Annotated in this window: 11 protein-coding genes; 3 read left to right on the top strand and 8 right to left on the bottom strand. The window is 73.6% G+C overall.

Annotated elements, in window-relative coordinates:
• Nucleotides 1-138 precede the first annotated feature (138 nt).
• From ettA to ACIOJE_RS36520, 3 genes are all read left to right on the top strand, one after another.
• On the top strand, nucleotides 139-1,803 hold the full coding sequence (gene ettA / locus ACIOJE_RS36530) for an energy-dependent translational throttle protein EttA (RefSeq protein ID WP_280684347.1): 1,665 nt from the start codon (nucleotides 139-141) through the stop codon (nucleotides 1,801-1,803).
• Nucleotides 1,804-1,915: 112 nt separating this feature from the next.
• The gene (locus tag ACIOJE_RS36525) at nucleotides 1,916-2,359 is read left to right on the top strand and encodes a thioesterase family protein (protein WP_280684348.1); all 444 of its coding nucleotides are present in this window, start codon (nucleotides 1,916-1,918) and stop codon (nucleotides 2,357-2,359) included.
• A 33-nt stretch (nucleotides 2,360-2,392) separates the two neighbouring features.
• Complete coding sequence (locus ACIOJE_RS36520) at nucleotides 2,393-3,085, top strand: hypothetical protein (protein ID WP_280684349.1); 693 nt, start codon at nucleotides 2,393-2,395, stop codon at nucleotides 3,083-3,085.
• A 30-nt stretch (nucleotides 3,086-3,115) separates the two neighbouring features.
• Here the strand turns inward: ACIOJE_RS36520 and ACIOJE_RS36515 are convergent, their stop codons facing one another.
• The 8 genes from ACIOJE_RS36515 to ACIOJE_RS36480 form a co-directional block, all read right to left on the bottom strand.
• The gene (locus ACIOJE_RS36515; RefSeq protein ID WP_280684351.1) at nucleotides 3,116-3,520 is read right to left on the bottom strand and encodes a globin; all 405 of its coding nucleotides are present in this window, start codon (nucleotides 3,518-3,520) and stop codon (nucleotides 3,116-3,118) included.
• A gap of 86 nt (nucleotides 3,521-3,606) precedes the next feature.
• Nucleotides 3,607-4,755 (bottom strand): ABC transporter permease, encoded by a 1,149-nt coding sequence (locus ACIOJE_RS36510; protein WP_280684353.1) that lies wholly within the window; start codon nucleotides 4,753-4,755, stop codon nucleotides 3,607-3,609.
• Nucleotides 4,752-5,669, bottom strand: coding sequence for an ABC transporter ATP-binding protein (locus ACIOJE_RS36505; protein ID WP_280684355.1), 918 nt, complete (start codon nucleotides 5,667-5,669; stop codon nucleotides 4,752-4,754). The genes ACIOJE_RS36510 and ACIOJE_RS36505 overlap by 4 nt, the downstream gene beginning before the upstream one ends.
• A 144-nt stretch (nucleotides 5,670-5,813) precedes the next feature.
• Entirely contained in the window at nucleotides 5,814-6,824 is a 1,011-nt protein-coding gene (locus ACIOJE_RS36500; RefSeq protein ID WP_400782458.1) for an FHA domain-containing protein, read from the bottom strand.
• A gap of 316 nt (nucleotides 6,825-7,140) precedes the next feature.
• Nucleotides 7,141-8,496 (bottom strand): VWA domain-containing protein, encoded by a 1,356-nt coding sequence (locus ACIOJE_RS36495; protein ID WP_400782455.1) that lies wholly within the window; start codon nucleotides 8,494-8,496, stop codon nucleotides 7,141-7,143.
• Between the two features lie 122 nt (nucleotides 8,497-8,618).
• Nucleotides 8,619-9,986, bottom strand: coding sequence for a protein phosphatase 2C domain-containing protein (locus ACIOJE_RS36490; protein WP_400782453.1), 1,368 nt, complete (start codon nucleotides 9,984-9,986; stop codon nucleotides 8,619-8,621).
• A 3-nt stretch (nucleotides 9,987-9,989) separates the two neighbouring features.
• Nucleotides 9,990-12,509: a tetratricopeptide repeat protein gene (locus ACIOJE_RS36485; protein ID WP_400782451.1), complete on the bottom strand. Its 2,520-nt coding sequence runs from the start codon at nucleotides 12,507-12,509 to the stop codon at nucleotides 9,990-9,992.
• Between the two features lie 5 nt (nucleotides 12,510-12,514).
• A complete protein-coding gene (locus ACIOJE_RS36480) occupies nucleotides 12,515-13,870 on the bottom strand; it encodes a hypothetical protein (protein ID WP_280684365.1) in 1,356 nt (451 codons plus the stop codon).
• Between the last annotated feature and the right edge of the window lie 19 nt (nucleotides 13,871-13,889).

Here is a 13,889-nt window from a genome sequence, read left to right as displayed (position 1 = left end):
GGGGCCGGGCCCGCGCCTTTCGGCGGCGAGCTGCGGATACCCCTGTGGGGCACCCCGGGCGTTCGGGGCTCCCGGCCGGGTGCGGCACAATGGAAGGCTGCAAGCCGAATACTCCCGACGACGCCGGAGCGATCTCACGTGGCGGAATACATCTACACGATGCGCAAGGTGCGCAAGGCGCACGGAGACAAGGTCATCCTTGACGACGTGACGCTCAGCTTCCTCCCCGGGGCGAAGATCGGCGTCGTGGGCCCCAACGGCGCGGGCAAGTCCACCGTGCTGAAGATGATGGCCGGCTTGGAGCACCCCTCCAACGGCGACGCCTTCCTCTCGCCCGGTTTCACCGTCGGCATGCTGCTCCAGGAGCCGCCGCTCGACGAGTCCAAGACCGTCCTGGAGAACGTCGAGGACGGCGTCAAGGAGATCAAGGGGAAGCTCAACCGCTTCAACGAGATCGCCGAACTGATGGCGACCGACTACTCGGACGCGCTGCTCGACGAGATGGGCAAGCTCCAGGAGGACCTGGACCACGCCAACGCGTGGGACCTGGAGGCCCAGCTGGAGCAGGCCATGGACGCGCTGGGCTGCCCGCCCGGCGACTGGGCCGTCACCAAGCTCTCCGGTGGCGAGAAGCGCCGCGTCGCGCTCTGCAAGCTGCTGCTGGAGGCCCCCGACCTGCTGCTGCTCGACGAGCCCACCAACCACCTGGACGCCGAGTCGGTGAACTGGCTGGAGCAGCACCTGGCCAAGTACGCCGGCACCGTCGTCGCCGTCACCCACGACCGGTACTTCCTGGACAACGTGGCCGGCTGGATCCTGGAGCTCGACCGCGGCCGCGCGATCGGCTACGAGGGCAACTACTCCACCTACCTGGAGAGCAAGCAGTCCCGGCTCAAGGTCGAGGGCCAGAAGGACGCCAAGCGCGCCAAGCGGCTCAAGGAGGAGCTGGACTGGGTCCGCTCCAACGCCAAGGGCCGCCAGGCGAAGTCCAAGGCCCGTCTCGCCCGCTACGAGGAGATGGCGGCCGAGGCCGACAAGATGCGGAAGCTGGACTTCGAGGAGATCCAGATCCCGCCGGGCCCGCGTCTGGGCAGCGTCGTCATCGAGGTGGAGAACCTCTCCAAGGCCTTCGGCGAGAAGATCCTGATCGACGACCTCAGCTTCACCCTGCCGCGCAACGGCATCGTCGGCATCATCGGCCCCAACGGCGCCGGCAAGACCACGCTGTTCAAGATGCTCCAGGACCTGGAGACTCCGGACTCCGGCAAGGTCAAGGTCGGCGATACCGTCAAGATCAGCTACGTCGACCAGACCCGCTCCAACATCGACCCGAAGAAGACCCTCTGGGAGGTCGTCTCCGACGGTCTGGACTGGATCAACGTCGGCCAGGTCGAGATGCCGTCCCGCGCCTACGTGTCGGCCTTCGGCTTCAAGGGCCCGGACCAGCAGAAGCCGGCCGGCGTGCTGTCCGGTGGTGAGCGCAACCGCCTGAACCTGGCGCTCACCCTCAAGCAGGGCGGCAACCTGCTGCTCCTCGACGAGCCCACCAACGACCTCGACGTCGAGACGCTCTCCTCGCTGGAGAACGCCCTGCTGGAGTTCCCCGGCTGCGCCGTGGTCATCTCCCACGACCGCTGGTTCCTGGACCGGGTGGCCACCCACATCCTCGCCTACGAGGGCGAGAGCAAGTGGTTCTGGTTCGAGGGCAACTTCGAGTCGTACGAGAAGAACAAGATCGAGCGGCTCGGCGCCGACGCCGCCCGCCCGCACCGGGCCACGTACAAGAAGCTGACCCGCGGCTGACACCCAGCCGTCACGGCGGCCCGGCAGACTTGCCCTCCGGGGCGGCCTGCCGGGGCCGCGGGCCCGCCGCCACCGCACGGCGGCGGGCGATCGGATGTCGAGGAGAACACCTGTGGCCCGCCACATCTACGCCTGCCCGCTGCGCTGGTCCGACATGGACGCCTTCGGACACGTCAACAACGTGGTCTTCCTGCGCTACCTGGAGGAGGCCCGGATCGACTTCATGTTCACCCAGGCCGCCGAGGCCGGCGCCGGGGAGTTCGCGGGCGGCTCGGTGGTGGCCCGCCACGAGATCGACTACAAGCTTCCGCTGGTGCACCGGCCGGAGCCGGTCACCATCGAGACCCGGGTGACCCGCATCGGCGGCGCCTCGCTGACCGTGTCCTACGAGATCAAGGACGTCGCCGAGGACGGCACCGAGACGGTGTACGTCCGGGCGTCCACCGTGGTCGTCCCCTACGACCTGGCCGAGGGCCGGCCGCGCCGGATCTCGCCCGTGGAGCGGGAGTTCCTGTCCCGGTTCATGGACGAGGAGCCCGCCGTAGTCGCCGCCTGAGCGCCCACCTCCGACGATTCGAGCTGACCCGCGTTGACCATCACCGCCCGTCTCGCCCTCACCGACGCCGGGGAGGCCGCCGACCTCTCCGCCTTCCTGCTGCGCCTGCTGCGCTTCGACCGGGCGGCGGCCGTCCGGTTGCAGGCGGTGGCCCCGGCCGAGGACGACGGCGTGCTGGCGGTCTTCGGGCGGCTGCCGCTGGGCGGTTCGGGCGCGCTGGCGATCCGCACCGCCCGGCTGACCGGGCTGGGCGAGCCGGTCGATCTGACGGTCTCGGCGGGCCAACTGCTGGACGGGGTGGACGGCGAGGCGGGCACCCTCGCGCTGCCCGCCCCGGTGACCGGCCCTGCCTGGGCCGGGCTGCTGCCGCCGCGCACCGGCTGGCGGCCGGTCGGGGCGCCGCCGGCGGCCGAGGTGTACCCCGAACTGATGGCCGGTGTACGGGAGTTCCGCGCGCGCAGCGAGGCCGTCCCGGAGCACCACCGCAGCCGCGCGGTGCTGGACGCGCTGGCCGACGAGATCTGGTCCCGCCCGGTCGCCGCGCTGCCGGAGCTGCCGCTGCGGGCGGTGCACGCGGCGTACGTGATCGGCTTCCTGAAGCCCGGTGCCCCGCTCACCGTGCACCGGGTGGGCGGCTGGCTGCGGCTGAGCGCCCCGGCCGGCTCGGTGGCGGTCCGGACCGTGGCCGCGCCCGGCGCGGGCCTGGGGCTCAGCCCGCTCCGGTAGGACCCGCCCGGGTGGCCGGACCGGCCCTGGTCAGCCCGGGGTGTTGATCATCGATGCGGCGGCGTAGGTGAGGTAGTCCCAGAGCTGCTGCTCGGCCCCGGCCGGCAGGGCCAGCTCGTCCACCGCCGCCCGCATGTGCTTCAGCCAGGCGTCGTGCGCGGCGCGGTCGACCTTGAACGGCACGTGCCGCATCCGCAGCCGGGGGTGGCCGCGCTGCTCGCCGTAGGTCCGCGGGCCGCCCCAGTACTGCATCAGGAACAGGGCCAGCCGCTCCTCGGCCGGGCCGAGATCCTCCTCGGGGTACATCGGCCGGAGCAACTCGTCCTCGGCGACGCCCTGGTAGAACCGGTGGACCAGTCGCCGGAACGTCGGCTCCCCGCCGACCTGGTCGAAGAAGGTCTCCTCGCTGAACGTGCCTCGCCGGATCTCTGTCACCCGACCATGGTCGCAGACGCCGACGGGGCCGTACACCGGGATCAGAGGCGTACGACCCCGCAGGGCTCAGGCGACCGGGGAGGCGGTTACGCGTCCTCCCACTTGAACAGCTTCCAGGCGATGCCGGTCAGGACGGCCGCGAAGAGCAGCAGTCCGCCCATGGTGGGCAGGGCGTCCATGACACCGCCGCCGCGGGTCAGCACCGACTGGGAGGCCTGCACCAGGTACCGCAGCGGCATGACCTCGGAGACGGTCTTCAGCCAGCCCGGTGCGCCGTCCATCGGGAAGAACGCGCCGGACAGGAAGGACATCGGCAGCACGATGATCTGCGAGATGCCGTTGGCCGCCTCCTCGGTCTTGGCGACCGAACCGGCCAGCAGGCCGATCGACATGAAGGCGAGCGTCGCGCAGGCCACCAGCGGGATGACCAGCCACCAGTTGCCGGTGAGCTTGAGTCCGAAGAAGTTCGTGGCGACCACCAGGAAGACGGTGGTCTGGAGCAGGGCGGTCAGCAGCGAGACCAGGATCCTGGAGCTGACGACCGTGCCCGCGCTCACCGGGGCCAGCCGCAGCCGGCGCAGCACCTTGGACTTGCGCCACCCGACCAGGGTCAGTGCGGCGCCGAACACCGCGCCGGTGGCGACGGCCCAGCCGAGCAGGCCGGGGGTGAGGAACTGGATCGACTTGAGCGACTTGTCCTCGACCTGCTGGGCGTCCAGCACGTAGGCCGGCGGTTGGCCGGTGGCCTTCTGGTTGGCGCTCTGGACCACCGAGCCGAGGACGCCCTGGACGGCGCCGGCGCGGACCGTGTCGGCGGCGCTGAACCGCAGCTCGACCTCGCCGTCCGGGCCCTGCTTGATCATCGCGTCGTAGTCGCCCTTGCGGACCTTCTCCAGCGTGGCGGCCTCGTCGTCGGTGCGGGTGATGGTGAGGACCTGGTCCAGCCCGGCCCGGTCGCCGCCCTGCATCGAGTCGAACAGCTTCACCGCGCCGACCTGCGCCACCTTGGCGTGCGGGCTGCTGGACCCCTTGCCCAGGCTGCCGAAGAACACCAGGAACACCAGCGGGAAGAGCAGGATGAAGAAGGTCGCGGTGCGGTCGCGCTTCATGCCGAGCAGCATCGCGCGGGACAGGCTCCAGAACGCGCTGACCCGCTCCCGCTCGGCGCTCGCGCCGCCGCCCGATCCGCCGCGCTGGGCGGGGACCTTCGGTTCGGTGGAGGTGCTGGCGGTCATGCGCGGTACTCCCGTCCGGTCAGCTGGAGGAAGACGTCCTCCAGGGTGGCGCCGCGCACTTCGAGGCCGCGCAGCGCGTTCTGCTCGGCCAGGACGCTCAGGACCGGGGCCGGGAGGCGGGTGGAGACGGAGAGCGAGACGCTGTCGTCCTCCAGGGTGGCGATGTCGGCGCCGGCCGCGGTGAGCAGGTCGCGGGCGCGCTCGACGGTCAGCTGGCCGGACGCGACGCTGATCCGGACGGTGTCGTCGATCTCGCGGATCAACGTCGCCGGGGCACCGGTGTGCAGGATCTTCCCGTGGTCCATGATCGAGACCCGGTCGCAGAGCACCTCGGCCTCGTCCAGGTAGTGGGTGGTCAGGACGACCGTGCGGCCCTCGTTGTTGATGTCCCGCAGGAGGTCCCAGAGGTTGCGCCTGGCCTGCGGGTCGAGGCCGGTGGTGGGCTCGTCCAGGAAGACGATCTCCGGGTCGTGGGCCAGCGCGCAGGCGATCGACAGGCGCTGCGCCTGGCCGCCCGACATCTGGTCGGTCATCACCTCGGCCTTGTCGGTCAGGCCGACCCGCTCCAGCATCGCGTCGGCGCGCTTGGGGCCGACCCCGTAGAAGGACGCGAACGTGCGGATGGTCTCCCGGGCCGTCAGTTTCCGGAAGAACGCGGAGGCCTGGAACTGCACGCCGATGCGCGGCAGCAGTTTCGGATTGCGCGGCCAGGGAGCCATCCCCAGCAGCTCGACCCGGCCTTCGTCCGGCTTGCGGACGCCTTCCAGGATCTCCATCGTGGTGGTCTTCCCGGCGCCGTTGGGGCCCAGGATCCCGTAAAACTCGCCGGCTTCGACGGTGAGTGACACCCCGTCGACAGCCTGCACATCCCCGTACCGCTGACGGATGCCGTCGGCGGATATAGCTGCAGTCATGTGCCCTGAGCCTAGGGCTTCCGGAGTCCCTTGTGCACATCGGAGATGGCGAATTTGCGGATACTTTGAGGATTCGGGAACAAAATGGGCCGGGCGGAAAGTTGAATTCCGCCCGGCCCGGCCGGAGTTCGTGCTGACGATCCTTCAGGCGCGGTGCATGGTGATCGTCGTCCAGGCCCCGATGTGGATCCGGTCGCCGTCGTTCAGCGGTACGGCGGTGTGCGGGGCGATCGGCTCCGCGCCGCCGTTGACGGTGGTGCCGTTGGTCGAGTCCTGGTCCACCAGCACCCAGCTGCCGTCGGCCTGTTCGGCGAGCAGCGCGTGCTGGTGCGAGGCGCCCGGATCCTCCGGCGGCACCGACAGGTCGATCTCCGGCACGGTGCCGCGGTGCTGGCTGCGCCGCCCGATCCGCAGCTGGCCGCGACCGGTCAGCGGGACCCGCCGCTCGGGGCAGTACGGCGGGAAGAACAGGCCGGCCGCCTCGGGGCCGCTGCGGGCCATCATCTCGGTGAAGTAGTCGCGGTCGGCCGAGACCACCGCGATCCAGTTGGCCCGGAGCGGCTCCGCGGGGGCGGCCCCCGGCTGGGGCTGCGGCGGGGCGAGGTGGAACGAGGTGCCGAAGTCGCCGCCGCGGTTGTTCGGGCCGGGCGGCTCGGCGTACACCGGGCCGGAGTCCTCCCGGACGGGGGCCTCGGGGAACGCGCCCTCCGGCGGAGGGTAGCCGTAGGTGTGCGCGGGCGCGGGGGCCTGCTGCTGGTGCGCCTGGTGCTGTGCCTGTGCCTGTGCCTGGGCATGCTGCGGCTGCTGGTGCTGCGCCTGCTGCGGGACGGGCGGTTGGGCGTGCGGCGGCTGGGCGTACGGGGGCTGGGCGGCCGGCTGCGGGGCGCCGCCGTACGCCGCCGGGATGTTCAACGGCGGCGGCTGGGTGTGGCCGCCGGGCGCCGGGACGCCGACGGGCGGCGGCTGGCGGCGCGAGGGCGTGGAGAGCTCGTAGTCGTACCCGCACTCCTCGCAGAACCGCCCGGTCTGCGGGCTGCGGCAGATCGGGCAGACCGCCAGGCCCTCGGTGAGGTCCGGGAAGCCCTGGGCCGGGGGCGGCGGCATCGCGCCGGGCGGCGGGACGGCTCCCGGTGGCGGGAAGGCCCCCGGCGGCATCGGCGGAGGCGGCAGCGGTGCGCCGTAGGGTGCACCACCGTGCTCCGCGTGCCCGGCGGGTGCCCCGGGCGCGGGGTGGCCCCCGTGCGCCCCCGGATGGGCTCCGTGGGCTCCGGGATGGGCCCCGGGATGGGCTCCAGGGTGGGCCCCGGGCGGCGTCGGGGCCGGCGGAGTCATCGGGAAGCCGCAGAAGTCGCACCAGTCCTCGGCCTGCGACTCATGGCCCCTCGGGCAGATCGGCATCAGTTCCCCCTCACTTCGAGCCGGCTTGGGGCGGCGTCGCACCGGGCCGTCGGCCCGGTCACGTCTTCAGCGGTCACTTCTTCACACGTACCGTCTTGGTCGACCGGGTCTCAAGGGTCATCGAGTCGGCCTCGCTCACGTTCTTACGGAACCGAACCGTACCCTCCTTGGGGTCGACCACGTCCACCACCTTCTGCAGCAGTTTGTACGTGCCCTCGTTCCCGGTCGCGTGCGCGATCCGGACGGCGGCGCCCAGCTTGGCGGTGGCGGCGTCGACGTCCCCGGCCCGGTGGGCCTCCAGACCCTCCTGGATGGAGGAGGCCAGCTCGGCCTGCCCGGTGTAGTGGGCGACCTGCGGGCTGATCCGGGTGGAGGAGGCCAGGTCGTCCGTCCAGACCGCCTTGACCAGACCCTGGGACAGCACCTCGGGGGTGCCGCCGCCGACCTGCGGGGGTAGCACCAGGCTGATCCGGGCGGCGAGCATCTCGTTGCCGATCGAGGCGGCCGGGACCTCGACGCAGACGTGGTAGTCCCGGCTCTCGTCGCCCCAGGAGCCGGTGGGGTAGTCGCCGGCCCGGGGGCCGGCCTCGGCGCGCCGGTCGGTCAGGTCCTCGACCGCGGGGGCGACCTGCTTGACGAACTTGACCGCGGCGTTGGCCGGGGTCCAGATCCGCAGTGCGACGTCGGCGACCTGCTTGCCCATGGCGCCGGCCATCATCGAGCGGAAGTCCTCGGCCAGGCCGGAGGGTTCGGCGACGATGTCGACGGTGCCGAGCAGCGCCGAGGAGATCTTGCGCAGCTCGTCGATCTTCCAGTCGGTGCCGACGCCGCGGCAGTCGGCGGTGAAGTGGCCGGTGACCCGCTCGATGGCGCGCTCCAGGTCGGCCGCCGACTCGTGCTCGTTGTTGCCGTCGGTGAGCAGGACGGCGTGTCGGATGGCGATGTCGCGGCGGGTCAGGAAGAGCTTGTCGGCCTTGGCCAGCCAGGTGCCCATCGCGGTGCCGCCGGCGGCGGTGAGGCGGCGCAGGGCCTCCTTGGCGTGGCCGCGGGTGGTGGCGGAGGCGGTCGCGAGGGTGCCGTCGCCGGGGTAGATCTCGCGGGCCTCGTGGGTGCCGGCGACCACGGCGAAGGCGGTGCCGTCGCGCAGCGCGTCGATGGCGGCGGCGGTGGCCTCGCGGGCGCCGTTGATCTTGGTCTTGGGGTAGTCCATCGAGCCCGAGCAGTCCACCAGGATCACCACGGCCGCGGCGGCGTCGGCGCCCTGCGGGCCCGCGTCGGTGATGCCGAGCGGGCGCCCGCCGGAGGTGCCGCCGCCGGTCGCGGTGACGGTGACGATGGCGTTGACCTCGCGGGCGCCGTCGGCAAGGAACTCGTTCTGGAAGATCTCCACGTCGAACCTGGGCAGGTTCGGCTTCGCCAGTGTTGCCATGGGCCGGTGGCTCCCGTCGGAAGGGTGGTCGGTAGGGATCGGTCGGTGGGGGCCGGCCGCGCGGGCGCGGGCCGGCGGACCGGGCTGCCGCCCGGTGCGGCGCCGGGCGGGGCGGCGTCCGGTCAGGCCGTCGGCGGGTGCGGCGGCTGCGGGGGGACGGTCGGTGCGGCGGGCAGCGCGGGGGGTGCGGGCGGCGCGGGGGGTGCCGGCGGGGCGGGCGGGGGTGCGGCCGGGGGCAGCGGGGCGGCGGGGGAGCCGATCACCGGGAGGTCCGGCAGGGTCGGCTCGTAGTCCTCGTCCTCCTCGACGCCCGTGCCCGCTGCGCCCGTGCCCGCTGCGCCCGTGCCCGCGACGCCCGTGCCCGCGCGAGTGCCCGGCAGGGTGATCACCGGCAGGTCGAGCGCGGTGGCGGTGCGGGCGTCCTCCTCCTCGGCGCCGGCGGCCGGCGGGTCGATCGGCAGGACGGCGACGGTGATGTTGTCGTGGCCGCCGGCGGCGACCGCGAACTTCACCAGGGTCTGCGCCGCCGCGAGCGGCTCGGTGCGGGCGTCCGGGCGGACGAAGTACGCCAGGTCGGTGGCCGCCTCGGCGTAGTTCCACAGCCCGTCGGTGCAGATCAACAGCACCCCGGGGACGTGCGGCGTGAAGTCGAGGGTGTGCGGGACGACCTCCTCGGCGTCGGCGCCGAGCCACCCGGTGATCGCGTGGGCGCGCGGGTCGGCGTACGCCTCGGCCTCGCCCATCAGCCCGGCCTCGACCATCCGGGCCGCCCAGGAGTCGTCCTGGGTGAGCCGGAACGGCTCGGCGCCGGCGCGGTCGTCCGGGATCCAGTAGGCCCGGGTGTCGCCGACCCAGCCGATGGTGATCCGGCCGCCGGACGCTATCGCACTGACGAAGGTGCAGGCGGGGGCGTTGACGTCGGGCCGGGTGGGCCCGGGGCCCTCCTGGGCGAGGTCGGCGACGGCCTGGGCGGCGTCGGCGACGGCCTGGCGCATCGCGGCGGTGGGTTCGCGGCCGGCCTCCAGGGCGGTCAGCAGCGATTCGGAGGCGGCGTCGACGGCGGTCTCGGAGGCCTGGTCCGGGCGGTCGGAGGAGGAGACGCCGTCGCACACCACGGCGACCACGACCGGCTCGCCGCCGGGCAGCGAGGTGGCGGCGACGGTGAAGGAGTCCTCGTTGCGGTGGTGGCGCACGCCGCGGTCGCTGACCCCGGCGACGCCCGCGAGGGACTTCTCCATGTGGTCGCGCGGGCGCGGCTGGGCGCCGCCGCAGGCCTCGCAGTAGCCGTCGGAGGTGACCTGCGGCAGCCCGCAGTGCGCGCAGAGCGGCCCGTGCTGCGACGGGGTGGCCTCGCTCTGGGTGGCGGTCCAGCTCGCGGGCATCGCGCCCGGGGCGGGCCGGCCGTTCCGGCCGGCCCCGCAGGCGCCGCAGAAGGCGTCCTCCGGGTCCATCGGCTCGGAACAGCTCGGGCACACGGTCTGCTGCGGCATCGGCTACACCCACGTCCTGGGACGGGCGCGGTTGGCCCGTTCCACCATCTCGATCCTGGTCTCGGCCCGGTCGGCCAACCGGGCGAGTACCCGGTAGGACTGTTCCAGGGCGAAGCGCAGTTCCCGTTCCACCGTGGGTCGTCCCAGCACCGTGGTGCCGCCGCTCCGCTCGGCACCGGGCGAACCGGCGGTGACCCAGACGAGGGCCGCGCCGAGCAGCTCGACGGCCAGTTCCTCGCGGCGACGGTCGTCCAGGCGCAGCGCGGTCAGCTGGTCGGAGCTGGCGCCGAGGTCGGCGGCGAGCGGGTCGGTGGCGGGGCGTTCGCGCAGCCGGGCGCGGACGGCCGCGATCCGGGCGGCGGTGTACTGGTTGGAGGTGGCCGGGACGGACTCCAGGACGCGGACGGCGCCGGGCCGGTCGTCCTCGGCCAGACGGACCCGGGCGAGTCCGAAGGCGGCGCTCAGGTAGGCCGGGTCGGTGGTCCACACCAGCCGGTAGAATTCGGCCGCGTCGCCGCCGTCCTCCAGGAGTTCGGCGCAGATGGCGAGGGCCAGCTTGGGGGCGGCCTCGCCGGGGAAGGCGTCGTAGACCGCGTCGAAGGCCTCGGCGGCGGCGCGCAGTCCGGCCTCGTCGGGCGCGTCCGGGCTGTCCGCGGCGCCGACCAGGGCGACCAGGCCGCGGTACCAGACGACCCGCCAGTCGTCCGGGTGCTCCTGCTCCAAGGCGTCGAGGGCCTCCGCGGCGGCGGTGCGGCGGCCGAGTTCGAGCTGGGCGCGCAGTTCGCGCAGCCGCCGCTCGACGGAGTAGGCGGGGGCGCCGGCCAGGGCGGCGAGCGCCTCCTCGGGGTCGGTGGCGAGCAGGGTGGCGAGGAAGCCGGCGTTGGGGTCGGCGGGGTCGACGCGCGGGACGGGCAGTGCGAGGGCGGCGGCGGCCGGGTCCAGGGCGGCCAGCCTCAGTTGCCCGGACTGCTCCGTGGGCATGACCAACTCGGTGTCCACGACGCGCAGTTCGGGGCCGAACAGGGTGGACATGGCGGGCCGGGGCCGCTCGTCCTGGAGGGCGAGGATCTCGCGCAGCACGCCGGTGAGCTGGTCGGCCATCTCCTCGGCGGAGGAGAACCGGCGGGCCGGGTCCGGGTCGGTGGCGCGCACCAGGAAGCGGTAGTACGACTCGTAGCGGGCGAAGACCTCGACGTCCTCGGGGCCGGGCAGGGTCTCCCGGTAGGTGCTGCTGTAGCCCTGGAAGTCGAAGGTGAGCACCGCGAGGGTGCGGGCCACGGTGTAGAGGTCGGAGGCGGGGGAGGGGCCGTCGGTGGCGATCTCCGGGGCCTGGTAGCCGATGGTGCCGTAGATCGGGCCGTCGTCGTCGAGGCGGCGGACGGCGCCCATGTCGATGATCTTGAGGGCGTCGCCGCTCTGGATCGCGTTGTCGATCTTGAAATCGCAGTAGACCAGGCCCCGGCCGTGCAGGTAGCCGAGCGCCGGCAGCGCCTCCAGCGCGTACGCGATCGCCTGCTCGACGGGCAGCGGCTCGCGCCGGCCGTCGGGGGTGCGGCGGTCGTTGGCGATGTCCTTGAGCGACTTGCCGCCGACGTACTCCATCACGATGTAGCCGTCGGTGGAGCCGGTGCGCAGGTCCGGGTGCTCGGCGAAGTTGATGATCCGGACGATGTTCGGGTGGTCCACCTCGGCCAGGAAGCGCCGCTCGGCGACGGCCGCGGCCAGCGCGTCCTCGTCCCCGGTGTCCAGCAGGCCCTTCAGCACGACCCACTTGTCGTTGACCCGCCGGTCCACCGCCAGGTAGATCCAGCCGAGCCCGCCGTGCGCGAGGCAGCCCACCACCTCGTACTGCCCGCCGACCAGGTCCCCGCGGCGCAGCTTGGGCGTGAACGAGTACGGCGTGCCGCACTGGGTGCAGAAGCCGTCCGGGCGGCCCGGCCGGCCGTTCTTCTCCCGGCCCACCGGGGTCTCGCACTTGGAGCAGAACCGCTTGCGCTCCGGCACCTCCGGGTTCTCCAGCACCGCCTGGGCCGGGTCGGCCGTCTCGACGGTCGGCACGGTCACCAGACCGGCGCCCAGCCGGTTGCGGGTGCCCGCGCTGACGCTGCCGCGGCTGCTGCGCACCGAGACCGAGCGGCTGCTGCCGGTGCGGGTCGAGCGGTGCGAGCGGGAGCGGCCGGACATCGAGCGGGCCGAGCCGGTGCGGGAGGACATCGAGCGGATCGAGCCGCTGCGCGCCGAGTCGGTGGAGACCCGGGCGGAGGGCACGTAGGGCTGGGTGACGCCGGTGTCGCCGCCGGGCGGGGTGAGGCCGCACTCGTCGCAGTAGCCGTCCGCGTCGATGGTGCCGGAGCAGTCCCGGGGGCAGGGCGTGCCGGGGCCCGCGGCGGCCGGGGCTGCCTTGACCGCGGTCGGGGCCACCGCGGCGCCGCCGGTCGGGGCGAGCCCGCACTCGTCGCAGTAGCCGTCCGCGTCGATCCTGCCGCTGCCGGAGCACTCCGGCCTCACGCACGTCTCGCCCATCAACCTCAGCCCCCCTGAACCTGTCCGTCGACCGGCGTCGGGCCGGTCGCCTCCTGTGCGGCCTCGGCCTGCGCCGGCCGCAGCGACTGCTGGAAGCGGGCCACCGCGGCGGCCGCCGCCCGCAGGTCGCAGGGCGCGCTCCACAGCAGCCAGCGCGCCTTCTCGTACCGCTCGATCACTTCCGGGTCCTCGGAGACCCGCAGCCGGGCGGCCATCGCCTTGTAGGCGTCCAGCCGGCCGCGCAGTTCGGCGCGGACGGCCAGCGGCTGGGTCACCTCGGTGAGCGACTGCCGGGCCCGGGCCAGCTCCTTGGCGGCGGCGTCCTCCAGCGTCTCCAGCAGCGGCGCCAGCCGGCCCCACTGCCCGCCCTGGCGCAACTCCAGGGCCGTCACGATCCGTTCACGCAGCGCCGAGGCGGGCCCGGGCACCGCCGGGACGTCGCTGGCGGCTATCTTCGCCAGCACCTCGCCGCGCGCCCGGCGGGCCTCGGCCAGGGTGGCGTCGGCCCGCTGGAGCAGGTCGCCGACGCCCTGCAGGCGCTCCTCGGCGTCGTCGCGCAGCCGCAGCAGGTCCTCCAGCTCCAGCCGGACGCCGTCCAGCGCCCGCCCGGCCCGGTCGAACCGCTCGGTGTCGACCATCCCGGCGGGCGTGGCGAAGGCGCCGCCCTCGGGCACGGTGCCGCGCTGGGCGGGCACCCTGGCCGGGCGCCACAGCGCCAGCGGGTCCTCGCGCACCTCGGTGCGCAGCCCGGTGAGGTCGGCCTCCAGGCCGGTCAGGTCGTCGCCCAGCGGGTGGGCGCCGGCCCGGACGCCGAGCGAGGCGGCCAGGTTCCGCACCCGGTGGAGTTCGGCCAGCAGCAGGTCGATCCGGGCGGGCAGCGCGGACCAGACCGCGTCGGCGGCGCTGACCACCTCCAGCACGGTGGCGTACCAGGAGTTCATCCGGGACATCAGCGCGTCCAGGCTGATCCGCTCGACCAGCCGGGCGGGCGCGCCGAGCAGCTGCGGGCCGTCCGGCAGCGCGCCGCCGGGGACGGTCACGGCGTCGCCGGTGAGCAGTTCGCTCAGCTCGGCGAGTTCGGGCGCGCCGGGCTTGGCCTTGCGGGCCCGGACGGCGCGGGCCGAGGCGAGCGCCTCCGCGTAGCGATCGAACAGCGCCCAGAGCAGCGGCAGGCCCTTCCCGGCGACGGACCAGCGCTCCAGCGTGCGCCCGGCCAGTTCGGCGCCGTCGAGTAGCCGCAGCCCCGGGTGGTCCTGCAGGGCGAGCAGCGCCGACTCGACCGCGTCCCGCTCCGCGCCGAGGCGCGCCAGCGCGCGGTCCACCTCCTCCCGGCTCAGTACCGGGCCAGCCGAAGCCGCCAACGCCGTGTCCTTCCTCCTC

Origin of the sequence: Kitasatospora sp. NPDC087861 (assembly GCF_044742585.1) — a bacterium.
GTDB lineage: Bacteria > Actinomycetota > Actinomycetes > Streptomycetales > Streptomycetaceae > Kitasatospora.
This window is presented reverse-complemented; position numbering and strand designations above follow the sequence as displayed.